Origin of the sequence: Bradyrhizobium sp. (assembly GCF_016462955.1) — a bacterium.
Classification (GTDB): domain Bacteria; phylum Pseudomonadota; class Alphaproteobacteria; order Rhizobiales; family Xanthobacteraceae; genus Bradyrhizobium.
In genome coordinates, this window is sequence record NZ_JAEMSD010000019.1 from 1 (window position 1) to 22978 (window position 22978).

Below are 22978 nucleotides of genomic sequence, written 5' to 3' on the forward strand. Positions count from 1 at the left end.
TTCAGTGCGGTGCGGCGATCCCTCGCCGCGACGGCCGCAATCGGCGCGCCGACGAAGCGGACCATGTTGTCATCGTCGAGCAGCGGAACGACCGCGGCGACACCGGCAATGGCGCGCGCTGGCGCCAGGTCGAGCCCGGTGATCCTCGCATGCGCGACGTGCGCGCGCAGGATGACGCCTTCGAGCTGGCCGTCCTGGTGGATGTCGACCGTGTAGCGGGCCAGTCCCGTCACCTTGTCGCGGGCTTCCAGCCGCGGCGCGATGGGCTCAATGCCGTCGAAGCGGCCCGAGCAAGCCTCCGCAACCGCGCGAAAAATGCCTTCATAGGCGCCGCAGCGGCAGAGATGTCCAGATAACGCGGCGGCGATCTCCTCGCGCGAGGGTGTTGCCGTGCCCTTGGTCGCGCGCCAGCTGTCGTGGAACGCGGTGGCTTCGACGACGAAGCCGGGCGTGCAGAAGCCGCATTGCAGGGCGTCGTGCGCCATGAACGCCTTCTGCACCGGATGCAATCCGGCTGCTCCCACGCCCTCGATGGTGGTCAGCGATTTGCCCGCGGCCGCCTGCGCCGGCAGCAGGCAGCTCACCACAGGCGCGCCGTCGAGCAGCACGGTGCAGGCGCCGCAGACGCCGGAGCCGCAGACGAGCTTGGTGCCGGTGAGGCCGCCCTCGCGGATCACGTCGATCAAGAGCGCATCCGGATCGTCGGGCAGCACCAGAGGCCGTCCATTGATGGTCGTGCTGGTCATTTTCGAACTCCCGTTTTGCGGTGGGACTTCCTTGCGGACGGCGCCATCGCGCCGGCGATCAGCATGCGCAGCATGGTCTCGAGCTGTTTCAGGAATGCGTCGACCGGCTGCATGGACGGGAAAGCGGATTTGGTGCCGTGGATCGCCATCTCGACGCAGCGCGCGAGCTCGCGCACGCTGACGCCGCTTTCGAGCTTGAGCTTTCGCCTGCGGCACACCCGCGCGATCGTGGTCGCGATCTCGTCGGCGAAGCGGATGGAATAGCTCTGGTAGAGGTCGCGCGCCTGCGCGAGGTGCTCGGAAAACAGCTCCTCGGTATGGGGCGAGTCCTTGAGCGAAGCCAGCAGCGACTGCATTCGCGCGCCGATCTCTGCGACCAGGATGTCGGCCAGATCGAGGCCCGCTTCTTCCGCCGCCTGCGCCGCCGCGATTTCGGCCGCGAGCCCATGCTCGTAGATCCGCTCGAGCACGGCGCGAAACAGCGCCTCCTTGGAGGCGAAGTGATGATAGAGCGCCTGCCGCGTCAGCCCGGCTTCCTCCGCCGCCAGCTCGATCGAGGAGCGGCGGAAGCCGTGGCGCCGGAACACGCGCAAGGCGGCGTCGAGGATCCGGTCCTGGGGAGGGGCCTTGGCTTGCATTTTGTCAGATTTGACAAACACGAATGAAATGTCAAATCACGGATTGATGACGGTCTTGTACGCGCAGGAACCAGGGCTGCCCCGCACGCGCAGGGATCGATATGGATTTCGCGAGGACCGTGGGCTTGCGCCGCCTCTCCCGCTTGCGGGAGAGGCCGACGCGCCCCGGGCGATGCGAAGCATCGTCCCGCGCGCGGCGGGCGAGGGTTCTTTCCTCTTGGGGGTCGCCCCTTTGCGGAGACACCCTCTCCCCAACCCTCTCCCGCAAGCGGGAGGAGGGAGCCTACCGCCGATGCCGCCGCATCGTGCGGTCATCCATATGCAATGTCCCTGCCGCACGACAGGGCCATCGCCGAATTCCGTTGGCTGGCATGGCGACGCGAAAACGCTACCTCTCAAACGAAAACGGGCACGCCTTCTTGCGAAGGCATGCCCGCCAAAACTCTATTCGTGCGACGCGCGCGCTTTAGTGCACGCTCACCGCCTGCAACTCGTTGCTCCAGGCATTCGCGACCGCGGCTTCGCGGCTGTCGGTCAGCATGATCGGCGTGCCGTCGGCGGCATGGAGCGCGAAAAGCTTGAGGCCCGGCGCAATCTTGGGCGCCTCGGGGAACAGGCCCGGCACGTCCTCTGAGCGGATCTGCTTCACATAGGCGATATGGCCTTCGCCCAGGGTTGCCAGCGTCTCTGTAGAGACGTTCTTGGCTTCGTATTCGAACGCAACGTGACCTTCACTCATGGTCTCGACTCCTCTGGAACACTAAGCGGTCGAGTCCGCTACTCGTTCCATTATTCGTGCTCATTGATAGCGATTGTCTTAACGATCCTTTCCGGTTCAGGTCGGGCCAGATCGATCGACAACAACCCGTTCTTCAGATCCGCGCCCAGCACCAGCATCCCCTCCGCCAGCACGAAGGTGCGCTGGAAGTGGCGCGCGGCGATGCCGCGATGGATGTACTGCCGGGACTTGTCGTCCTGCTGCCGCCCGCGGATCACGAGCTGGTTTTCCTCAATGGTTACATCGAGTTGATCGCGGGTGAATCCGGCGACCGCCAGCGTGATGCGCAAACGCTCGGGCTGGCCGTCCGCGCCGCCGCACCTCTCGATATTGTAGGGAGGGTAGCCGTCGGCGCCTTTGACGACGCGGTCGAGCACGCGCTCGATCTCGTCGAAGCCCAGCAGGAAGGGACTGGAGAGCGTTGGAACACGAGACATAGTTTACAAAGTCCTCGCAGAAGCGACTTTGGTGTGTCGGGGCCCGTAGTGGCACCCCTTGAGCAGCAATATGGGCACGTTCTGCTGTGGGTTCAAGGACGTAGCCGGAGGCTGCGGACGGGCGCTGCGCCCTCGGATAGTCGCGGATCGTCGCGGCCGGGCTTGTTCTGGCACGACGATTCTGTCGCTGGATATTCTCTAATGAAAACAACCCCACTTCTACTGTGCATGGGGTTGTTTTCGCACTTTGGTGTTTGGCTCTGAGAACCCCTCAGGCCTCGAGCCGCGTCCGCCCGTCGGCGCTGAACAGATGCAGCTTGGCGCGCACCGCCGCGACGCGGATCCGCGTGCCGATCGCGGGGGCGTCGGTTCCGGGGATGCGGACGATGATCTCGCCGGGCGGCAGCTCGCCGGGGGTGGCGGCGACGCGCTGCTCCTCCTGCTCCCGGGAGCCGTAGACGAAGGTTTCGGCACCGACGCGCTCGATGGCTTCCACGGTGAGCGGCAGCGCAACGCCGCCATCCGGGGTCTGGTCGGTGATGACGAAGTCTTCCGGGCGGATGCCGAGAATGCCGGCGTCGGCCGCGGCGCTGCCGGCGAGCTGCGAGCGGATCTCCTCGGGGCGCGTCGACATCAGGTTCATCGGCGGCGCGCCGATGAAGGAGGCGACGAAGGTCGTCGCCGGCTTCTCGTAGATCGCCAGCGGATTGCCGACCTGCTCGACCTGGCCGCCATTCATCACGACGAGGATGTCGGCAAGCGTCATCGCTTCCAGCTGGTCGTGGGTGACGTAGATCGACGTCGTGGTGAGCCGGCGCTGCAATTTGCGGATCTCGACCCGCATCGCGATGCGCAGTTTCGCATCGAGATTGGACAGCGGCTCGTCGAACAGGAACACCTTCGGCTGGCGCACGATGGCGCGGCCCATGGCGACACGCTGGCGCTGTCCGCCGGAAAGCTGGCGCGGTTTGCGCTCCAGCATCGACGTGAGCTCGAGGATGCGCGCGGCTTCGTCGACGCGGGTCCTGATCTCGGCTTCCGCCATACCGCGGTTGCGCAGGCCATAGGCCATGTTGTTGTAGACGCTCATATGCGGATAGAGCGCGTAGTTCTGGAACACCATGGCGATGTCGCGGTCGGCGGGCTCGATGCCGTTGACGATGCGGCCGCCGATGTCGATCTCGCCGCCGGTGACCGTCTCCAGGCCTGCGACCATGCGCAGCAGCGTGGACTTGCCGCAGCCGGAAGGGCCGACCAGCACGCAGAACTGTCCGTCGCCGACATCGACGTCGACGCCCTTGATGGCCTCGAAGCCGCCGGGATAGGTCTTGCGGACGTTGCGCAGGGTGACGTTAGCCATGAAAACTCACTTGATTACTTCTCGGTCTCGACCAGTCCGCGCACGAACAGCTTCTGCATGGCGACCACGACGAGCACCGGCGGCAGCATCGCAAGCACGGCGGTCGCCATCACGATCGGCCATTCGGTCAGCGCGTCGGTGGTGGTGATCATCTTGCGGATGCCGATCTGGATGGTCTGCATATCGTCGCGCGTGGTGATCAGGAGCGGCCAGAGATATTGGTTCCAGCCGAGGATGAACAGGATCACGAACAGCGCCGCCATGTTGGTGCGCGACAGCGGCAGCAGCGTATCCCAGAAGAAGCGGAAGGGGCCGGCGCCGTCGATGCGGGAGGCTTCCAGGAGCTCGTCCGGCACCGTCATGAAGAACTGGCGGAACAGCAGCGTCGCGGTGGCCGAGGCGATCAGCGGCAGCGAGAGGCCGGCATAGCTGTCGAGCATGTGCAGGTCGGCGACGATCTTGTAGGTCGGATAGATGCGGACCTCGACCGGCAGCATCAGCGTGATGAAGATCAGCCAGAACAGTGCCATCCGGAACGGAAAGCGGAAATACACGATCGCATAGGCCGAGATGATCGAGATCGCGATCTTGCCGACCGCGATCAGGAGCGCCATCACCAGCGAGTTCAGCATCATGTTGCCGACCGGCTCGCGGGTCGAACCGCTCGTGCCGACGAAGATGGTCTGGTAGTAGGTCTCGAAGAAATGGCCGCCGGGCAGCAGCGACATCTGCCCGTTGGCGATTACCGCGTTGTCCTGCGTCGACGCCACGAAGGCGAGGTAGACCGGGAAGGCGACGATCGCGATCCCGATCCAGAGGATGATGTGGGCGACGTAGCGCCGAAAGCCTTCTTCCTCGACCATATCAGTAGGTCACCTTGCGTTCGACGAAGCGGAACTGGATGCCCGTCAGCACGATCACCATGATCATCAGGATCACCGATTGCGCCGCGGAGCTACCGAGGTTTCCGCCGAGCAGGCCGTCGGTATAGACCTTGTAGACCAGCGTCTCGGTCGACTTGCCCGGACCGCCGCGGGTCATGGTGTCGATGATGCCGAACGTGTCGAAGAAGGCGTAGACGATGTTGACGACCAGGAGGAAGAAGATGGTCGGCGACAGCAGCGGGAAGATCACGGTCCAGAACCGCCGCATCGGACGCGCGCCGTCGATCGCTGCCGCCTCGATCACGCTCCTGGGGATGCTCTGCAGGCCGGCGAGGAAGAACAGGAAATTGTAGGAGATCTGCTTCCAGGCGGCGGCGAGGATGATCAGGGTCGCGGCCTGGTTGCCGTCGAGCAGCGGATTCCAGTCGACGCCGAGCGCGCGCAGATAGCGCGAGAGCACGCCCAGAGAGGGATGCAGCATGAAGATCCAGAGCACGCCGACGACCGGCGGCGCCACCGCATAGGGCCAGATCAGCAGCGTGCGGTAGAGCATCGAGCCGCGCAGCGGCTTGTCCGCCATCACGGCCAGCAGCAGCGCAAACGACAGCGACGACACCGCGATCGCGAACGAGAAGAAGAAGGTGCGCAGGATCGCCTCGAAATAGGCGGGGTCCTTGAACAGGTCGATATAGTTCTCGAACCAGACGAACGTGGTCGACAGGCCGAAGGCGTCCTGCAGCAGGAACGACTGGATCATCGCCTGCAAGGCGGGCCAATAGAAGAATATCAGGACGATCGCGAGCTGCGGCGCAACCAGCGCATAGGGCAACAGCTTCGACTGGAAAATGGCTTGCTTCTGCATGATGCCCCAGCGCGGCAGGCCGGGCGACCGGCCTGCCGCTTGTCGCCTTTACTTCACGGCGGTCTTTTCGAACTGCCGCAGCATGGTGTTGCCGCGCTCGACGGCCGCGTCCAGCGCCTGCTTGGCGGTCTTCTTGCCGGCCAGCGCCTGCTCGATCTCTTCCGCCCAGACGTCGCGGAGCTGCACCATGTTGCCGAGGCGCAGGCCGCGCGAATTCTCGGTCGGCTCCTTGTTGGTCAGCTCGAGCAGCGGGGTCTCGAGATAGGGCTGGTCCTTGTAGAAGCCTTCTGCCTTGGCCTTGTCATAGGCCGCCTTGGTGATCGGCAGATAGCCCGACGATTTGTGGATGAAGACCTGCCGATCGGTATCGGAGAGGAACGTCAGGAACTTCGCCACGCCCTTGTACTCGTCGGCCGACTTGCCGCCCATGATCCATAGCGAAGCGCCGCCGATGATCGAGTTCTGCGGCGCGCCCTTGGCGTCCGGATAATATGGCATCGGCACCGCGGTGAAGGCGAACTTGGCCTGCGCCTTGACGTTGCCGAAGAAGGCCGACGAGGTCAGGTAGAGCGGGCATTCGCCCGACGTGAAGCGGCCTTCGCCGGTGTTGGTGCGGCCGGCATAGTCGTAGGTCTTGTCCTTCTGGAGCTCGACCAGGTTTTCGAGATGCTTGACCTGGAGCGGGCCGTTGAAGGACAGCACGGTGTCGAAGCCGTCGAGACCGTTGGCCTTGCTGGCGAGCGGCACGTTGTGCCAGGCGGAGAGCTGCTCGAGATTGACCCAGGTGACCCAGGAGTTGGAGAAGCCGCAGGTGGCGTGGCCGGCCGCCTTCAGCTTCTTGGCGGCGTCGAACACTTCCGGCCAGGTCTTGGGGATCTCGACATTGGCTTTCTTCAGCGCGTCGAGATTGACCCACATCACCGTCGACGACGAATTGAAGGGGAAGGACAGCATCTCGCCCTTCGAGGTCGAGTAGTAGCCGGTGATCGCGGGCAGGTAGGCCTTGGGATCGAACTTCTCGCCGGTCTCGGCCATCAGCTTGTAGACCGGCTTTACCGCGCCGGTCGCGGCCATCATGGTGGCGGTGCCGACCTCGAACACCTGCATGATGTGCGGGGCGTTGCCGGCGCGGAACGCGGCGATGCCGGCGTTCATCGTGTCGGCGTAGTTGCCCTTGTAGGTCGGGACCACCTTGTAGTCGCTCTGGGAGCCGTTGAAGTCGTTGGCGAGCTTGACGATGACGTCGTTGTTGGCGCCCGTCATCGCGTGCCACCACTGGATTTCGGTCACGGCCAGTGCCGGCGAGGCGCCGAGACCAACCGTGAGCGCGACAGCCGCAGCCGCGCCAAAATGTCGAAGAGCCATCAAGAAAACCTCCCTTGGCCGTCACTAAAGAAGCGCTTGCGCTAGCAGCGCCGTATGACGTTCACATGACTGTGTAAGCGGGAGAAACGAAAGCGGCAAGCGCTGCCAATGGGAAGTCGTCAAATAGGGCGAAGACGGAACGGTCAGCCGCATGCGTTCGCGCTGCACATGCGTGCGCGCGCCGCAGTGCGGCATCGGTTGATGTGGAGTAATTAGCCGCGGGCTCAGAAACCTCTCCCGCTTGCGGGAGAGGTCGCGCCGTAGGCGCGGGTGAGGGCTCTCTCCTCTGGGGGTCCCAATGCCGAGACACCCTCTCCCCAACCCTCCCCCGCAAGCGGGGGAGGGAGCGCACCTGCGCTAGCTGCTCGATCACGTGCGATTGCGTTTCAGCGTTTCCGCTCGGGGCCGCAGACCGTTCCCTTCTCGACCATCGCGTCGATCTCGGCCTTGGAGTAGCCGAACTCGCCCAGCACTTCCGCGGCGTGCTGGCTGAATTTCGGCGGCACGCGGCGCAGGCTCGGCTTTGAGCGGTCGAGCCGGATCGGCGACGCCACGCCCTTGTACCAGTCCTTCTCGATAATATCGCCGCGGGCGAGCGTGTGCGGGTTCGTCAACGCCTGGTCGATCTTCTGCACGGGACCCGCGGGCAGGCCAGCGCCGAGCAGGCGGTTGCACAGCGGCTCGGCTTCGTGCTGGCTGAACACCGCGGCAAGCTCGGCGCGCAGCGCTTCGCGATTGGCGATGCGGTCCTTGTTGCGGGCAAAGCGCGGATCGGTGCCGAGCTCGGGCTTGCCGATCTCCTTCGCCAGCTTGCGGAAGGTGCCGTCATTGCCGACGCCGATGAAGATGTTGTCGGTTTTCGTCGGGAAGATCGCGTAGGGCACGAGGTTCGGGTGCTCGTTGCCGGTGAGACCAGGCGGCTTGCCATGCATGAAATAGTTCGCGGTGTGCGGATGCATGATCGCAAGGCCGGTCTCGTAAAGCGTTGTCTCCAGGAACTGGCCTTTGCCCGAGCGCTGCCGCTCCGACAGTGCCATCAGGATGCCGATCGCCGCATAGAGCCCGGTGGTTATGTCGACCAGGGGCACGCCGATCCGCATTGGCCCGCTCTCGGGCGAGCCGGTCGCCGCGATCATGCCGGTCATGGCCTGGATGATGGCGTCATAGCCGGGATTGCCGCCGCGCGGGCCGTCGGCGCCGAAGCCGCAGATCCGGCAATGCACGAGGCGCGGGAATTTCTTGCTGAGGACGTCGTTGCCGATGCCCCATTTCTCCAGCGTGCCCGGCTTGAAATTCTCGATCAGGACGTCGGCGGTCTCCAGCATCTTCAGCAGCACGGCGCGCCCGCCCTCGGAGGCGAGGTCGAGGCCGATCGAGCGCTTGTTGCGGTTGATGCCGACGAAATAGGCCGCGTCCTCCTCGTGGAACGGAGGGCCCCATTCGCGCACCTCGTCGCCCGCGGGCGGCTCGACCTTGATGACGTCGGCGCCGTGGTCGGCGAGGATCTGGGTGCAGTAGGGGCCGCCGAGCACGCGCGTGAGATCGATGACGCGCAGTCCGCTCATTGCACCGGGTACAGTTGTTGCAGTCATTTCCATTCCATAGGTGATATCGCGCACCTTCTAGCAAGACATTCTTGAATCATCCAGCCGATTACCTCAGGTTGTTGAACGGCGAAACAATGACCTTGAAGAGGTGTACATGACAATCCCAAAGTCTCGGCATTCAGCTCCAATATTCAAACGTGATGGTCAAGAACCAGTAGCTTTGACGCGAGTGAGTCTTGGAGGGCTTGGACATAACGGCGATCAACGAGAGAATTTCATCCAAGATCTGGTGTACAGGCACCCTGAGCTAATCCCCATCGGAGACATTGAGCCCGCGTTCACCCCGCTTGTCTCGGTATGCAAAGAGCTACCAACAGAATCAGGGTACCTGGACAATCTTTGGATAACTCCAGCGGGTGGGATCGTGCTTGGCGAATGTAAACTCGTAAAAAATCCCCAAGCTCGCAGAGAAGTAGTTGTGCAAGCCTTGGACTATGCCCGCGCGATCTCTCGTTGGCATTACGAGCAGTTTGAGAATGCTGTTCAGAAGGCGCTAAAGAGTTCCGATGCCAAAATCTGGAACTTCGTCTCGACCGAGACAGATGAGGGGGAATTTATCGAGGCGGTTGAGCGCCGGCTTCGTCTTGGTCACTTTCTGATCCTCATCATCGGAGACGGTATCCAGGAAGGCGTCGAAGCCCTAACAAGCCATTTGCAAATGCATGCGGGTATCCATGCCAGTTTAGCGCTAGTCGATCTTTCGATTTGGCAAGGTATTGAAGGCGGTCTGCTGGTAGTGCCCCGCATTCCTCTAAAGACTGTAATAGTGGAGCGTGGGATTGTCCGGATCGACGATTCCAATCGGATACGCATTGATCCACCGGCGGGTGGCTCGGGCATTTCTCCCGCCAGTGTACGGAGTCAAACCAGCTCGGAATCAGAGTTTTATGTTCAACTCGAACTCAAGCGCCCAGGACTTTCGGAAAAGTTGCGGCTGCTCGTTGATCAACTGGCCGGGGCGGGCATCGAACCTGAACCGGGCGGAAAATCGTTGTTTCTGAGATGGAAGTTTCCGGCGCAGCCGGCGATCACGATTGCGTGCATAGAACCAACGGGAAAGGTCTGGTCAGCTAGAGTTCTGAGCGAAGCGCGTCGGGTTGGAATGGCAGAGGCCGCCGAGAAGTATTTGACGGACGTTGCGGCGGCCGTGGGCGGCTATGTCAAACCTTACGAAAATGGGTCAAAGGAAGTTCTCACAGCCGACGGCAAGGCTGTTGATTTGGACAAACTCTTGGCGGGTAGTCAGTGGCGTGAAGCCATGGTTACTCTCACCGAAACGTTGGCCACAAAGCGACTTGAGTAGACCGTGGTAAATCGTCACTGGTCTGCCTACTCAAACTTCCAGATTGAAGCGGCCCGTTCACCGAATGTGACGGGCCGCTTCAATGCACTTCCTGATCTTCAGACGACCGTCAGGCGTACGTCCACATTGCCGCGGGTGGCGTTGGAATAGGGGCACACCTGGTGCGCCTTCTCGACCAGCGCCTCGGCTTCCGCGCGAGCAAGGCCCGGCAGCGAGACGGCAAGATCGATGTCGAGGCCGAAACCGCCTTCCGAGCGCGGACCGATGCCGACCGTCGAGGTGACGGAGGCATCAGCGGGCACCTTCGGGCCGCCCTGCGAGGCCACGAACTTCATGGCGCCGATGAAGCAGGCGGCATAGCCCGCCGCGAACAGCTGCTCGGGATTGTTGCCGGCGCCGCCACCGCCGCCGAGCTCCTTCGGCGTGGTCAGCTTGACGTCGAGCGCGCCGTCGAGGGTTGCTGCATGGCCGTCGCGGCCGCCGGTGGCTTTTGCGCTGGTCTTGTAAAGGACGTTCACGGACATTGTGGTCTCCCTGTGTCTCGGGGGTGGGTGCAATCTTTATCGCAGGCAATTAGATTGTGTGCAATCTAAATTGTGCTGCCTCACATTTAATTGTTCGCAATTGAATGTCGGGCCGCTCGGTCCCACAATGGGGCGAACCCTGAAAGATGACCCATGGCCCGGAAATCAACGGCGGTGGACCCGCTTCGCCTCGACAACCAGATCTGCTTCGCGGTTTATTCGGCCGCGCATGCCTTCAACCGCGTCTACAAGCCGCTGCTCGACCGGCTCGGCCTGACCTATCCGCAATATCTGGTCATGCTGGTGCTGTGGGAGCGCGACGACGTGCCGGTGAAGGAGATCGGCGAGAAGCTGTTTCTGGATTCGGGCACGCTGACCCCGCTGCTCAAGCGGCTCGAGGCCGCCCATCTCGTCAAGCGCACCCGCTCGCGCGAGGACGAGCGTCAGGTGCTGATCGCGTTGACGGCGCAGGGCCATGCGCTGAAGGACAAGGCACGCAGCGTGCCGCCATCGATCCTGGCGGCATCGGATTGCTCGGTCGCGCAGCTGGTGGCGATGAAGGACGAGATCGTGGCGCTGAGGGACCGGCTGAATGCGGTGATCGGGGAGTAGGGGGCTGCTACGCGCGATCAGAAATGCTTCTTCGCGAATGCTCGCCTCGAGCCAGATTTGAGATATCGCTCGAATGCGACAGCGCGTGCAGCGTCATCGAACGCAAAATAGGTCCGAATTCGCCAAGGCCCGTATTTCGAGGTGTGCGACACCTCACCGGCGTTATGCTTCGCCAAACGGGCTCGTAGGTCGTCCGTGACGCCGACATAGAAATGCTGGGAATCGAGGCTTTCGAGGATACAGACGTATTTCATTCTGCTTCCTCCCAGAGGGCAGGATAGCAGCCTGGAGCTAGTGTGGGACTTTTGCTCGCGCTCGCAGATAGAGCCCGCCGTCGCCCTTCGGGCTATGGCGGGGCAGCCTTCGCTCACTTCGCTACGAGGGACTTCCCTAGGCTTGCCCAGCCGAAGCTCGCGAAGCGAGCGAAGGCTGGTGGAGCCAGGCGGGATCGAACCGCCGACCTCTTGCATGCCATGCAAGCGCTCTCCCAGCTGAGCTATGGCCCCGTAGTCCTTAACCGGGTGAGTCTGGTCGATCCCCCCGGACCGGCGAGCCTGATGACTCGCGCGGTGCACCCTTTTTCACAGATCAGGGCTGATCTCAAGTCTCTTCATCGCCTCCGACATCACCAATGATGTCGGTCACGTCCTCATCCCCCTCTTCCTCATCGGGAATGAAGGTCGAATCGTCGTCGTCATCGTCATCGAGGGTCTCGTCGACCTCGATATCGTCTTCCGATTCGGGCACCACGGCCTTGACCTTACCGGTGTTCTCTTCGGCATCGGCCTCCTCGAGCGAGACCAATTCTTCGGCCTCCGCGGGCTCCGGCGCGGCATCTGCTGTCGCTGCGTGCCGGGCTTCGGCGCCGCGGGGGACGCGAGCGGGCGCCACCGGGGCGATCGGCACCACTTCGCCGGTATAGGGCGAGATCACCGGATTCTTGTTGAGGTCATAGAACTTCTTGCCCGTGGTCGGGCAAATGCGTTTGGTTCCGAGTTCGGACTTGGCCACGGCAGGAATCCTGGGAATGTCTGAAAAGCGGTGCTTCACTTGGCTAGTTGGCGGCCCGCTGTCAATAGCGCATTACGGGAGAACGACATGCCCGTGACGGGACACCGACCATGTGGTACGTGCGCCCCGGCCCGCTGGGCCTATCCAAGGACACAATCTTGACCCATTCCGACCAACCGAGACCGCTGCAGTCTCGCGCCAGCGGTCCCCTGACCGGGAAAGTACGGGTGCCCGGGGACAAGTCGATCTCTCACCGCGCTCTGATCCTGGGCGCGCTCGCGGTCGGCGAGACCCGGATTTCGGGCCTCTTGGAAGGCGAGGACGTCCTCAACACCGCCAAATCCATGCAGGCCCTGGGCGCCAAAGTCGAGCGCACAGGTGATTTTGCCTGGAGGGTGAACGGCGTCGGGGTTGGCGGGTTCGCCCAGCCCAAGGCGCCGCTGGATTTCGGCAATTCCGGTACCGGTTGCCGGCTGGTCATGGGCGCCGTCGCCGGCTGCCCGATCTCGGCGGTGTTCGATGGCGATGCCTCGCTGCGGAGCCGCCCGATGCGCCGGATCCTCGATCCGCTGGAAAAGATGGGCGCCAAGGTCAGCGCCGGGGGCGAGGGCGGCCGCTTGCCGCTGACCCTTCAGGGCGCCCGCGACCCGCTGCCGATCACCTACAAGACCCCGGTCGCCTCGGCCCAGATCAAGTCGGCCGTGCTGCTGGCGGGCCTCGCCGCACCCGGCACCACCACAGTGATCGAGACCGAGGCCAGCCGCGATCACACCGAGCTGATGCTCAAGCATTTCGGCGCCGACATCGCCTCGGTCCAGGAAGGCCAGCACGGCCGCCGCATCACGCTGGTCGGCCAGCCCGAGCTGCATGGCGCCGATGTCGTGGTGCCCGCCGATCCCTCGTCGGCGGCCTTCCCGGTCGTTGCGGCGCTGATCGTCGAGGGCTCCGACGTCGTGCTGTCCGACGTCATGACCAATCCGCTGCGCACCGGCCTGTTCACCACGCTGCGCGAAATGGGTGCCTCCATCGAGGAGAGCGAGGTGCGCGGCGATGCTGGCGAGCCGATGGCGCGCTTGCGCGTGCGCGCCTCGAAGCTGCGCGGCGTCGAGGTGCCGCCGGAGCGCGCACCGTCGATGATCGACGAATATCTGGTGCTGGCCGTGGCGGCCGCCTTCGCCGAAGGCACAACGATCATGCGTGGCCTGCAGGAGCTGCGCGTCAAGGAATCCGATCGGCTTGAGGCCACCGCCGCCATGCTGCGCGTCAACGGCGTCAAGGTCGAGATCTCCGGCGACGACCTGATCGTGGAGGGCCGCGGCCACGTCCCCGGTGGCGGCACGGTCGCCACTCATATGGATCATCGCATCGCGATGTCGGCGCTCGTGATGGGTTGCGCGTCCGACCAGCCCGTGACCGTTGACGACACCGCATTCATCGCCACCAGCTTCCCGGATTTCATTCCGATGATGCGCTCGCTAGGGGCCGAGTTTTCATGATCATCGCCATCGACGGGCCCGCGGCCTCGGGCAAGGGGACGCTCGGCAAGCGCCTTGCCCACCATTATGGCTATCGCCACCTCGATACCGGCGTGATCTACCGCGCGGTGGCCTATGCCCTGATGCAGTCAGGGCACGACCTCCGCGACGAGGTGGCCGCGGTACAGGCCGCATTGGAACTCGACCCCGAAAAGTTCGGCAATCCCGCGTTGAAGACCCAGAAGGCCGGCGAGGGTGCCTCGATCGTCTCGGCGATCCCCAGGGTTCGCGAAGCCCTGGTCAGCTTCCAGCGGCAATTCGCGGCCGATCCGCCTGGCGCGGTGCTGGATGGCCGGGATATTGGAACCGTGATCTGCCCCGATGCGGACGTGAAGATCTTCGTCGTCGCAGATGCCAAGGTTCGCGCCCGCCGCAGGACCATGGAGGCGAGGGCGCGGGGCGAGGAAGCGGACGAGGCGGCCGTGCTCGCCGACATCATCCAGCGCGACGAACGCGACCAGAACCGGCCGATTGCGCCTTTAAAGCCGGCCCCGGATGCTTACTTGCTAGATAACTCCCAACTGGATATAGAAGGCGGCGTCCGGGCCGCCATCGACATTATCGAGGCTGTCCGAGCGGGCCGGTCGCGGGGTTAAGCCGCCGCCGTCATTGGAGGAAGTGCCCGCTCCCGCTCTTTGAGGTCGATACTCCCGGTTCTTCGTTTGAGGACCGGCGCGATCAGGCTCCGGACACAAGATTTCCACGTATCGAACGCGCGGGCCCTGCCGGCCCGCTACCGCTGTTTCGGGTCTTCTGGCCGAGCAGCGAGCGGTCGCTCGAAGGTTTTGCGGACCTTCCGACACTGCGCGTGCGATGCGCCCATGAAACCCAACGGCCGGCAAGACATCCGCAACTGGAGAACAAATGGCTTCGACTTCTGCTGATACCTATAGCCCGTCGCGCGACGATTTCGCTGCGATGCTCGACGAGTCCTTCGCGGGCGGCAACCTGCAGGAAAGCTCCGTCATCAAGGGCAAGGTTGTTGCAATTGAAAAGGACATGGCCGTCATCGACGTCGGCCTGAAGACCGAGGGCCGCGTGGCCCTGCGTGAATTTTCCGGCCCGGGCCGTGAGAGCGACCTCAAGGTCGGCGACGAGGTGGAAGTGTTCCTCGATCGCATCGAGAACGCCCTCGGCGAGGCCGTGCTGTCGCGCGACAAGGCGCGCCGCGAAGAAAGCTGGGGCAAGCTCGAGAAGGCCTTCCAGAACAACGAGAAGGTCAACGGCGTCATCTTCAACCAGGTCAAGGGCGGCTTCACCGTCGACCTCGACGGTGCCGTGGCGTTCCTGCCGCGCTCGCAGGTCGACATCCGTCCGATCCGCGACGTCGCCCCGCTGATGAACAACTCGCAGCCGTTCCAGATCCTGAAGATGGACCGCCGCCGCGGCAACATCGTGGTGTCCCGCCGCACGGTTCTCGAAGAGACCCGCGCCGAGCAGCGCCAAGAGCTGGTGCAGAACCTCGAAGAGGGGCAGGTCATCGACGGCGTGGTCAAGAACATCACCGATTACGGTGCGTTCGTCGACCTCGGCGGCATCGACGGTCTCTTGCACGTCACCGACATCGCGTGGCGCCGCGTCAACCACCCGACCGAGGTGCTTTCGATCGGCCAGACCGTGAAGGTCAAGATCATCAAGATTAACCACGAGACGCACCGCATCTCGCTGGGCATGAAGCAGCTCTTGGACGATCCGTGGCAGGGCATCGAAGCCAAGTACCCGCTGGGTGCCCGCTTCACCGGCCGCGTCACCAACATCACCGACTACGGTGCGTTCGTCGAGCTCGAGCCGGGCATCGAAGGCCTGATCCACGTCTCCGAGATGTCGTGGACCAAGAAGAACATGCACCCCGGCAAGATCGTGTCGACCTCGCAGGAAGTCGACGTGCAGGTGCTGGAAGTCGACTCCGTCAAGCGCCGCATCTCGCTCGGCCTCAAGCAGACCATGCGCAACCCCTGGGAGGTCTTCGTCGAAGGTCACCCGACCGGTTCGGTGGTCGAGGGCGAGGTCAAGAACAAGACCGAGTTCGGCCTGTTCCTGGGTCTCGAGGGCGATGTCGACGGCATGGTCCATCTCTCCGACCTCGACTGGAAGCTTCCGGGCGAGCAGGTGATCGACAACTACAAGAAGGGCGACATGGTGAAGGCCGTGGTGCTCGATGTGGACGTCGAGAAGGAGCGCATCTCGCTCGGCATCAAGCAGCTCGAAGGCGACCCCTTCGCCGAGCCGGGCGATGTCAAGAAGGGCGCGGTCGTGACCTGCGAAGTGCTCGAAGTGAAGGAGAGCGGTATCGAGGTGAAGATCGCCGGTACCGACTTCTCGACCTTCATCAAGCGCTCCGAGCTCGCGCGTGACCGCAACGACCAGCGTGCCGAACGCTTCGCCGTCGGCGAGAAGGTCGATGCCCGCGTGATCCAGTTCGACAAGAAGGCCCGCAAGGTCCAGGTGTCGATCAAGGCGCTCGAAGTCGCCGAGGAGAAGGAAGCCATCGCGCAATACGGCTCCTCCGATTCGGGGGCGACGCTCGGCGACATCCTGGGCACCGCGCTCAAGAACCGCGACAGCAAGTAAGCGAAACCTCCGTTTCGCCGCATCAAGGCCCCGGCGCAAGCCGGGGCCTTTTTGATTACGCTTCGTATTCAACCATCCTCGACGGGCGCAGCTCTCGGGAGCGCCGCAGCATCATCCGGGGCGGAATGGGCTTAGGTCGACTCCATTGCCGCTAACACACGGTAATCCCAGCCGAATCACTCGAGGAAGCACGTAAGCCGGAACCCGGCGCCGGCCATTTTTGTGGGGCCGCCTTCGCGTTCACGATCTGGACTCTTACCGGCGGAGTCACGGTGAGGGTATTGTCTTTTGATTCGCGCGCGACGGGGGTCGCCGCGCGCAGATTCGTGCGGTCCTGAATTCCGCGTCTTGGGGCAACTATGTCAGGCGTGATCGTGTCGATGCGTCGGACGCTGCTGTCGTGCACATCGCTGGCGCGCAACGGCTTGGTGGGAGGCGCTCTCACAGCGCTGCTGCCGGCTGCGCCGGCTGAGGCTGCCGATCTCATCGACACCCTCTCCACCATGCTGGATTTCAACCGGCAGGAACTCGCGGTGCTTGCCACCGCGCTGGCCCTGCTAGGCTTCTCGGTGGTGGCTGCGATCCTGCTGATGCGTACGCGCGTGCGCACGGTCAGGAACGAGGCGCGGCTGCGCGCCCGCATCAGGGAACTGCAGCTCCAGGCCGACCGCCTCGGCGCGCTGCTGTTTGCCGAGCCGCAAATCCTGATCTCCTGGCCGGCCGGCGACAACCGCGCGCAGATTTCTGGCGACATATCGATGGTGATGCCGCGCGACTCCTCGCCGCAGCGCGTGCTGGCGTTCGGAACCTGGCTGCCGCCGGAACCGGCGCTGCAAATGGACCGCGCGGTCGATGCGCTGCGCGACCGCGGCGACGGCTTCCAGCTGACCCTGACCACGGCGCATGGCCATACGCTTGAAGCCATGGGCCGCGCCATCGGCGGCCAGGCGATTGTCCGCATTCGCGAGCTCTCCGGACTGCGGCGCGATCTGGCCGAGACCAATCTGCGCTACAAGACGCTCTCCGACGAGACCGAGATGCTGCGCGGCTTTGCCGCCGCCGCCCCCTGGCCGATCTGGGCCAAGGGCGAGAACGGCGCGCTCGCCTACGCCAACCCGGCTTATGTGCGCGCCACCGAGGCGACCAGTGTCGCCGATGTTCAGGAGCGCCAGCTCGAACTGCTCGACAGCGCCGACCGCACCGCGATGGAGCGGGGGTTGAAGGACGCCGCCGATTTCACATCGCGGCTGCCAATCGTGATCGGCGGCGAACGCCGCATCTACGACGTGCGCGCCGTCAATGTCGGCCGCGGCAGCGTCGGCATCGCGATCGATGCCAGCGAGGCGGCTGCGCTGAGCTCGGCGCTGGTGCGGATGGCGGAGGCGCACCGCCGCACGCTCGACCAGCTCTCCTCCGGCGTTGCCGTGTTCGACGGCCAGCGCCGCCTCGCCTTCTACAACGATTCCTATCGGCGGCTGTGGGACCTCGACCGCACCTTCCTCGACGCCAATCCCGACGATTCCAGCGTGCTCGATCAGCTCCGCGCCGGGCGCAAGCTGCCCGAGCAGCCGGATTTCCGCGCCTGGAAGGCCAAGCTGCACGAAGCCTATCGCGCCGTCGAGACTGCCAAGGACACCTGGTTCCTGCCTGACGGGCGCGCGCTCTCGGTCGTCACCACGCCGAACCCGGAAGGGGGCGTCACCTATCTGTTCGACGACGTCACTGAAAGCCTCGACCTCGCCCGCCGCTTCGATGGCCTGATCCGGGTTCAGCGCGAGACGCTGGACAGCCTCGCCGAGGGCGTCGCCGTGTTTGGCAGCAACGGCAAGGCGCAGCTGTTCAATCCGGCCTTCGTCCGGATGTGGAAGCTGTCGAGCGACGCCATGCGCGACGCACCGCACATCCAGACGGTCGAAGGCTGGTGCCACCAGCTGTTCGACGATCCCGTGGTCTGGCGCCAGATCCGCGAGGCCATCACCTCGATCGAGAACCGCGCCGACGTGCCGCTGAAGCTGGAGCGCAGGGACGGCAGCGTGCTCGACGGCATGATCCGGCCGCTGCCCGACGGCGCCACCATGCTGACGTTCCAGGACATCACTGACACCGAGAATGTCGAACGCGCGCTGCGCGAGCGCAACGAGGCGCTGGAAGCCGCCGACCAGATGAAGGTGGATTTCGTCCACCACGTCTCCTACGAGCTGCGCTCGCCGCTCACCACCATCATCGGCTTTGCGCATTTCCTCAGCGATCCCTCGACCGGACCGCTGACAACGAAGCAGGCCGAATATCTCGACTACGTCACCAAATCGACCAACGCGCTGCTCGCGCTCACCAACAACATCCTGGATCTTGCAACCATCGACGCCGGCGCGATGAAGCTGGAACTCGGGCAGGTCGACGTCAGCAAGGCCATCGAGCTCGCCGCCGAGGGGATCCAGGACCGGCTCGCCACCGACCGCATCCGCCTCAAGATCGAGATCGCGCCCGACGTCGGCAGCTTCATCGGCGACGAGAAGCGCGTGGTGCAGGTGCTCTATAACCTCCTCGCCAACGCCGTCGGGTTTTCTCCACAGGATTCCACCGTCGGGATCAGCGCGCGCCGCACCGAGCGCAGCGTGGTCTTCACCGTGACAGATTCGGGACCTGGAATACCTGCCGACATGAAGGACAAGGTGTTCAACTGGTTCGAAAGCCGCTCGCAGGGCTCGCGTCACCGCGGCGCCGGGCTCGGCCTGTCGCTGGTGCGCTCCTTCGTCGAGCTGCATGGCGGCAAGGTGCGGGTGGATTCGGTCGTCGGCCGGGGCACGGTCGTGATCTGCGATTTCCCGACCGACCAGGCGGCGCATCGCGACGCCGCCGAATGAGCGCGCCGACCACATTCTCCGTCGCGCTCCACAACGAGACCGCGACTGCGCAATTGATGGCCGATCTCGCGCTGCTGGTCGGTCCCGGCGATGTCATCACGCTCAGCGGCGATCTCGGAGCCGGCAAGACTGCGGCCGCCCGCGCGATGATCCGTTATCTCGCAGCGGACGAGGCGCTGGAGGTGCCCAGCCCCACCTTCACGCTGGTGCAGGGCTATGAGCTGCCGCCTTTCCCGGTCATGCATGCCGATCTCTACCGCGTCGAGGACGAGAGCGAGCTGGAGGAGATCGGTCTGTCGCCGCTACCGGACGCAACGCTGGCGCTGATCGAGTGGCCGGAGCGGGCGCCCTCAGCGATGCCGCAAGACCGCATCGACATCGCGCTGACGCATCGCCCCGCGCTGGGCTCGAATGCGCGCGCCGCCGACATCACCGGCTACGGCAAGGCCGCCGCCATCGTTGCGCGGCTGCAGGCGCTGCGCGAATTCCTCGATACCTCCGGCTATATCGACGCGACGCGCAAGCGCATGGCCGGCGATGCCTCCACCCGCTCCTATGCGCGGCTGCTGCGCGAGGACGAGATCTTCATCCTCATGAACTTTCCGCAGCGGCCTGATGGTGCAGCGCTGTACAACGGAAAATCCTACAGCGCCGCGGTGCATCTGGCCGAGAACATCAGGCCTTTTGTTGCCATGGACGAAGGCTTGCGTGTGGTAGGGATATCGGCGCCCGCGATCCACCATTACGATCTCGACCACGGCTTCCTGATCTCGGAGGATTTCGGCAGCGAAGGCGTGATCGAAGGCGATCCGCCGCGCCCGATCGTCGAACGTTACGAAGCTGCGACCGACGTGCTGGCCGTACTGCACAGAAGAACATTGCCGCGCACGCTGCAACTGCCCGATCAGACCTACACCATTCCCGACTTCGACACCGAGGCGCTCTTGATCGAGATCGGGTTGATGCCGGAATGGTATCTGCCCGATCGCAACGCACCGCTGAGCGATGAGAAGAACGCAGAGTTCTTCGCCCTGTGGCGCGAGTTGCTGAAAAAGCCGTTGGCCGGGCCGAAGACGTGGGTGATCCGCGATTATCACTCGCCGAACTTGATCTGGCTCGCTGACCGCGACGCCATCAAACGCGTCGGCGTGATCGACTTCCAGGACACCGTGCTCGGACCGCAATCCTACGACGTCGTCTCGCTGCTCCAGGACGCCCGCATCGACGTGCCCGAGAACATCGAGCTGGCGCTGCTGTCGCGCTACATCAAGACGCGCCGCGCAAGCGATCCGAGTTTCGATGCGGCCGGTTTCGCCGAGAGCTACGCGATCATGTCGGCGCAGCGGAACACACGCCTGCTCGGCACCTTCGCCCGCCTCAACCGCCGCGACGGCAAGCCGCATTACCTCCGTCACCAGCCGCGGATCTGGACCTATCTCCAGCGCTCGCTGGCGCATCCAGCGCTTGCCGTGTTGCGCGAGTGGTATCTCGCCAACGTCCCGCCCCCTCGAGCCTGATCGGGGCCCGATTTACCGGCTGTTAGCCAAGATGTCGGTATTCTCAGGGCAAAGCAGCCGGATCATGACGGGGCTGGAGCAAGGGCAGATGGCGGCGAAAGCGGATCAGCGCGTCAACAACCGGGTTGTTTTCGAACGCGGAGTTCCGGCCCAGATGATGGGCATTGACGGCACCTGGCGGCGCGAATGCACCATGGAGGACGTCTCCGATACCGGCGCCAAGCTGACCATCGACGGCTCGGTGGAAGGCCTCCACCTGAAGGAATTTTTTCTCCTGCTGTCGTCGACCGGGCTCGCGTATCGGCGCTGTGAACTGGCCTGGGTCAATGGCGACCAGATCGGCGTCAATTTCCTCAAGGTCGGCGAGAAGAAGAAAAAGGCGCGTTCCACAGCCGTTGGGACGTGACGGCAACACCCGTCGCACAACCGTCACGGCGGGTGGTTAAGGCGGTTGAGGTGCGGTGCAGCTGATCAAGTCCCGTGCTAGGATTTGCTGCGAATGCGAGAGATCTGAGAAAGCAAAGGATGCCGGTCAAACCGACCAAAGCCATGGTGCTTGCCGCAGGGTTTGGCCTGCGCATGCGCCCCCTGACGGACAAGATGCCGAAGCCGATGGTGCCGGTGGCGGGCCGGCCGTTGCTCGACCACGTGCTCGACAAGCTCGGTCAGGCGGGCGTGACCGAAGCCGTGGTCAACGTGCATTACCTGCCGGACCAGATCATCGATCACGTCGCATCGCGCCAGCTCCCGCGCGTGACCATCTCCGACGAACGCGACCAGGTACTCGGCACCGGCGGCGGCGTGGTCAAGGCGCTGCCGCTGCTCGGCGACGGCCCCTTCTTCCACGTCAATTCCGATACGCTGTGGATCGACGGCGTGCGCTCGAACCTGACGCGGCTCGCGGAGAATTTCGACCCTGCGCGCATGGACATCCTGCTCTTGATGGCGCCGACTACGACCAGCATCGGCTATAGCGGCCGTGGCGATTACGGCATGCTGCCCGACGGCGCCTTGCGCAAGCGCAAGGAGAAGGAGGTCGTTCCGTTCGTCTATGCCGGCGCGGCGATCATGTCGCCCGCGATCTTCGCCGATGCGCCTCGGGGCGAATTCTCGCTGACGAAGATGTTCGACCGTGCGGGCGGGCAGGAGCGGCTGTTCGGCCTCCGCCTCGACGGCGTCTGGATGCATGTCGGCACGCCCGATGCGGTGCATGCGGCCGAAGAGGCGTTCCTGGAGAGCGTGGCGTAAACCCCGTCATTCCGGGGCGCGCGCAAGCGCGAACCCGGAATCTCGAGATTCCGGGTTCGATGCTTCGCATCGCCCCGGAATGACAGTGGGAGAGTGGGGACGACGTCACCCGCACCCATGACCATTTGATCTCGTCTCCCTATATTGCCTGATCTTCCGAATCAGGCAGCCCATGCGCGTTTTCAGCGTTCCTCTCTCAGTTCCGTTCCTGCGCGCGGTCGTTTCGAGCCTGCTCGACGGCCGGCTGGTCGACGGGTTCGAGGCACGCAAGGAGCCAGCGCGGCTTGCGGATGCGACGCTGTACCTGCCGACGCGGCGTGCGATGCGCGTTGTGCGCGAGGTCTTCCTCGACGAGATGAAGACGGATGCGGTCGTGCTGCCGCGCATCGTCGCGCTCGGCGACATCGACGAGGACGAGCTCGCTTTCGCCGGCGAGGGCGAGCAGTTTTCTGGTGCGGCGGCGCTCGACATTCCGCCGCGGCTCGGCGAGCTGGAACGGCGGCTGACGCTGGCGCAGCTGGTCGCGGCCTGGGCCAAGGGCCCCGTTCTCTCGCCGCTGGTGGTCGGCGGCCCCGCCTCGACGCTTGCGCTCGCCGGCGACCTCGCGCGCCTGATCGACGACATGGTGACGCGCGGCGTCGACTGGAGCGCGCTCGATGGGCTCGTGCCCGACAATCTCGACCGTTACTGGCAGCACTCGCTCGAATTCCTGCGCATCGCGCGCATTGCTTGGCCGCAACATCTCGCCGAGATCAACCGGATCGAGCCGGCGGCGCGGCGCGATCTCCTGATCGCGGCGGAAGCCAAACGGCTGACCGCGCATCGCCATGGTCCCGTGATCGCGGCGGGCTCGACCGGCTCGATGCCCGCGACCGCGAAATTCCTGCATGCCGTCGCCTCGTTGCCGCATGGCGCCGTGGTGCTGCCCGGCCTCGACACCGATCTCGACGATGACGCCTGGCGCAGCATCGGCGGCGTGCGCGATGCGCTCGGCAAATTTGCGGAGCATCCCGCCTCGAACCACCCGCAATACGCGATGAATGCGCTGCTGCAACGCTTCGGTATCAAGCGCAGTGACGTCGAGATATTGCAGCCGCCGACGCAAGACGGCCGCGA

Annotated in this window: 21 protein-coding genes, 1 tRNA gene and 1 pseudogene; 10 read left to right on the plus strand and 13 right to left on the minus strand. The window is 64.2% G+C overall.

What is annotated here, in order from left to right:
• The 9 genes from JHD07_RS04005 to JHD07_RS04045 all read right to left on the minus strand — a co-directional run.
• On the minus strand, positions 1-746 hold a 746-nt coding region (locus JHD07_RS04005; RefSeq protein ID WP_291619228.1), incomplete at its 3' end, for a 2Fe-2S iron-sulfur cluster-binding protein.
• A complete protein-coding gene (locus JHD07_RS04010) occupies positions 743-1384 on the minus strand; it encodes a helix-turn-helix domain-containing protein (protein ID WP_291619229.1) in 642 nt (213 codons plus the stop codon). The genes JHD07_RS04010 and JHD07_RS04005, both read right to left, overlap by 4 nt.
• Positions 1385-1850: 466 nt before the next feature.
• The gene (locus JHD07_RS04015; protein WP_291619230.1) at positions 1851-2123 is read right to left on the minus strand and encodes a DUF1150 domain-containing protein; all 273 of its coding nucleotides are present in this window, start codon (positions 2121-2123) and stop codon (positions 1851-1853) included.
• A gap of 50 nt (positions 2124-2173) precedes the next feature.
• Positions 2174-2599 (minus strand): Hsp20 family protein, encoded by a 426-nt coding sequence (locus JHD07_RS04020; RefSeq protein WP_018323442.1) that lies wholly within the window; start codon positions 2597-2599, stop codon positions 2174-2176.
• 271 nt (positions 2600-2870) lie between these two features.
• Complete coding sequence (locus JHD07_RS04025) at positions 2871-3959, minus strand: sn-glycerol-3-phosphate import ATP-binding protein UgpC (RefSeq protein ID WP_291619235.1); 1089 nt, start codon at positions 3957-3959, stop codon at positions 2871-2873.
• A 14-nt stretch (positions 3960-3973) separates the two neighbouring features.
• Positions 3974-4822, minus strand: coding sequence for a sn-glycerol-3-phosphate ABC transporter permease UgpE (gene ugpE / locus JHD07_RS04030; RefSeq protein ID WP_291619237.1), 849 nt, complete (start codon positions 4820-4822; stop codon positions 3974-3976).
• 1 nt (position 4823) lies between these two features.
• A complete protein-coding gene (gene ugpA / locus JHD07_RS04035) occupies positions 4824-5705 on the minus strand; it encodes a sn-glycerol-3-phosphate ABC transporter permease UgpA (RefSeq protein ID WP_291619239.1) in 882 nt (293 codons plus the stop codon).
• 48 nt (positions 5706-5753) lie between these two features.
• The gene (ugpB, locus tag JHD07_RS04040; RefSeq protein ID WP_291619241.1) at positions 5754-7070 is read right to left on the minus strand and encodes a sn-glycerol-3-phosphate ABC transporter substrate-binding protein UgpB; all 1317 of its coding nucleotides are present in this window, start codon (positions 7068-7070) and stop codon (positions 5754-5756) included.
• Positions 7071-7456: 386 nt separating this feature from the next.
• Entirely contained in the window at positions 7457-8662 is a 1206-nt protein-coding gene (locus JHD07_RS04045; RefSeq protein ID WP_291619243.1) for a CaiB/BaiF CoA-transferase family protein, read from the minus strand.
• Positions 8663-8771: 109 nt separating this feature from the next.
• Here JHD07_RS04045 and JHD07_RS04050 point away from each other — a divergent pair, with 109 nt between their 5' ends.
• Positions 8772-9980, plus strand: a complete 1209-nt coding sequence (locus JHD07_RS04050) for a hypothetical protein (RefSeq protein WP_291619245.1) — start codon at positions 8772-8774, stop codon at positions 9978-9980.
• A gap of 98 nt (positions 9981-10078) precedes the next feature.
• Here the strand turns inward: JHD07_RS04050 and JHD07_RS04055 are convergent, their stop codons facing one another.
• Entirely contained in the window at positions 10079-10504 is a 426-nt protein-coding gene (locus tag JHD07_RS04055; protein ID WP_061023501.1) for an organic hydroperoxide resistance protein, read from the minus strand.
• A gap of 153 nt (positions 10505-10657) precedes the next feature.
• On the opposite strand from JHD07_RS04055, the gene JHD07_RS04060 reads away from it, so the two are divergent.
• Positions 10658-11116 (plus strand): MarR family transcriptional regulator, encoded by a 459-nt coding sequence (locus JHD07_RS04060; protein WP_291619251.1) that lies wholly within the window; start codon positions 10658-10660, stop codon positions 11114-11116.
• Between the two features lie 17 nt (positions 11117-11133).
• Here the strand turns inward: JHD07_RS04060 and JHD07_RS39705 are convergent, their stop codons facing one another.
• The 3 genes from JHD07_RS39705 to JHD07_RS04070 all read right to left on the minus strand — a co-directional run bounded on the left by JHD07_RS39705 (position 11134) and on the right by JHD07_RS04070 (position 12127).
• The gene (locus JHD07_RS39705; protein WP_366863941.1) at positions 11134-11586 is read right to left on the minus strand and encodes a GIY-YIG nuclease family protein; all 453 of its coding nucleotides are present in this window, start codon (positions 11584-11586) and stop codon (positions 11134-11136) included.
• A tRNA-Ala gene (locus tag JHD07_RS04065) sits at positions 11547-11622 on the minus strand. The genes JHD07_RS39705 and JHD07_RS04065 overlap by 40 nt, the downstream gene beginning before the upstream one ends.
• 94 nt (positions 11623-11716) lie before the next feature.
• On the minus strand, positions 11717-12127 hold the full coding sequence (locus JHD07_RS04070) for a TIGR02300 family protein (protein ID WP_291619253.1): 411 nt from the start codon (positions 12125-12127) through the stop codon (positions 11717-11719).
• A 158-nt stretch (positions 12128-12285) separates the two neighbouring features.
• Here JHD07_RS04070 and aroA point away from each other — a divergent pair, with 158 nt between their 5' ends.
• From aroA to JHD07_RS04110, 8 genes and pseudogenes are all read left to right on the plus strand, one after another.
• Positions 12286-13623, plus strand: coding sequence for a 3-phosphoshikimate 1-carboxyvinyltransferase (gene aroA, locus JHD07_RS04075; RefSeq protein WP_291619255.1), 1338 nt, complete (start codon positions 12286-12288; stop codon positions 13621-13623).
• Positions 13620-14258 carry a (d)CMP kinase gene (gene cmk / locus JHD07_RS04080; protein ID WP_291619257.1) on the plus strand — a complete coding sequence of 213 codons (639 nt, stop codon included), beginning with the start codon at positions 13620-13622 and terminating at the stop codon, positions 14256-14258. Before aroA ends, cmk begins: the two co-directional genes overlap by 4 nt.
• A 268-nt stretch (positions 14259-14526) precedes the next feature.
• Positions 14527-16233 carry a 30S ribosomal protein S1 gene (gene rpsA, locus JHD07_RS04085; RefSeq protein ID WP_291619259.1) on the plus strand — a complete coding sequence of 569 codons (1707 nt, stop codon included), beginning with the start codon at positions 14527-14529 and terminating at the stop codon, positions 16231-16233.
• A 359-nt stretch (positions 16234-16592) separates the two neighbouring features.
• The gene (locus JHD07_RS04090; RefSeq protein WP_291619262.1) at positions 16593-19097 is read left to right on the plus strand and encodes a PAS domain-containing sensor histidine kinase; all 2505 of its coding nucleotides are present in this window, start codon (positions 16593-16595) and stop codon (positions 19095-19097) included.
• Positions 19094-20614, plus strand: coding sequence for a tRNA (adenosine(37)-N6)-threonylcarbamoyltransferase complex ATPase subunit type 1 TsaE (gene tsaE, locus JHD07_RS04095; RefSeq protein ID WP_291619264.1), 1521 nt, complete (start codon positions 19094-19096; stop codon positions 20612-20614). The genes JHD07_RS04090 and tsaE overlap by 4 nt, the downstream gene beginning before the upstream one ends.
• A gap of 88 nt (positions 20615-20702) precedes the next feature.
• A complete protein-coding gene (locus JHD07_RS04100) occupies positions 20703-21020 on the plus strand; it encodes a PilZ domain-containing protein (RefSeq protein ID WP_291619267.1) in 318 nt (105 codons plus the stop codon).
• Positions 21021-21139: 119 nt separating this feature from the next.
• Positions 21140-21862 (plus strand): nucleotidyltransferase family protein, encoded by a 723-nt coding sequence (locus JHD07_RS04105; protein WP_291619269.1) that lies wholly within the window; start codon positions 21140-21142, stop codon positions 21860-21862.
• Between the two features lie 172 nt (positions 21863-22034).
• Positions 22035-22978: pseudogene (locus JHD07_RS04110) on the plus strand (double-strand break repair protein AddB); the annotation flags it as partial.

Coding starts and splice junctions, on each gene's coding strand:
- JHD07_RS04025 (WP_291619235.1), bottom strand. CDS start 3,959: ATGGCTAACGTCACCCTGCGCAACGTCCGCAAGACCTATCCCGGCGGC.
- cmk (WP_291619257.1), top strand. CDS start 13,620: ATGATCATCGCCATCGACGGGCCCGCGGCCTCGGGCAAGGGGACGCTC.
- JHD07_RS04100 (WP_291619267.1), top strand. CDS start 20,703: ATGGCGGCGAAAGCGGATCAGCGCGTCAACAACCGGGTTGTTTTCGAA.
- tsaE (WP_291619264.1), top strand. CDS start 19,094: ATGAGCGCGCCGACCACATTCTCCGTCGCGCTCCACAACGAGACCGCG.
- ugpB (WP_291619241.1), bottom strand. CDS start 7,070: ATGGCTCTTCGACATTTTGGCGCGGCTGCGGCTGTCGCGCTCACGGTT.
- JHD07_RS04105 (WP_291619269.1), top strand. CDS start 21,140: ATGCCGGTCAAACCGACCAAAGCCATGGTGCTTGCCGCAGGGTTTGGC.
- ugpE (WP_291619237.1), bottom strand. CDS start 4,822: ATGGTCGAGGAAGAAGGCTTTCGGCGCTACGTCGCCCACATCATCCTC.
- JHD07_RS04045 (WP_291619243.1), bottom strand. CDS start 8,662: ATGACTGCAACAACTGTACCCGGTGCAATGAGCGGACTGCGCGTCATC.
- JHD07_RS04050 (WP_291619245.1), top strand. CDS start 8,772: ATGACAATCCCAAAGTCTCGGCATTCAGCTCCAATATTCAAACGTGAT.
- JHD07_RS04090 (WP_291619262.1), top strand. CDS start 16,593: ATGTCAGGCGTGATCGTGTCGATGCGTCGGACGCTGCTGTCGTGCACA.
- JHD07_RS04010 (WP_291619229.1), bottom strand. CDS start 1,384: ATGCAAGCCAAGGCCCCTCCCCAGGACCGGATCCTCGACGCCGCCTTG.
- rpsA (WP_291619259.1), top strand. CDS start 14,527: ATGGCTTCGACTTCTGCTGATACCTATAGCCCGTCGCGCGACGATTTC.
- JHD07_RS04055 (WP_061023501.1), bottom strand. CDS start 10,504: ATGTCCGTGAACGTCCTTTACAAGACCAGCGCAAAAGCCACCGGCGGC.
- JHD07_RS04015 (WP_291619230.1), bottom strand. CDS start 2,123: ATGAGTGAAGGTCACGTTGCGTTCGAATACGAAGCCAAGAACGTCTCT.
- JHD07_RS04020 (WP_018323442.1), bottom strand. CDS start 2,599: ATGTCTCGTGTTCCAACGCTCTCCAGTCCCTTCCTGCTGGGCTTCGAC.
- ugpA (WP_291619239.1), bottom strand. CDS start 5,705: ATGCAGAAGCAAGCCATTTTCCAGTCGAAGCTGTTGCCCTATGCGCTG.
- JHD07_RS04060 (WP_291619251.1), top strand. CDS start 10,658: ATGGCCCGGAAATCAACGGCGGTGGACCCGCTTCGCCTCGACAACCAG.
- JHD07_RS39705 (WP_366863941.1), bottom strand. CDS start 11,586: ATGCAAGAGGTCGGCGGTTCGATCCCGCCTGGCTCCACCAGCCTTCGC.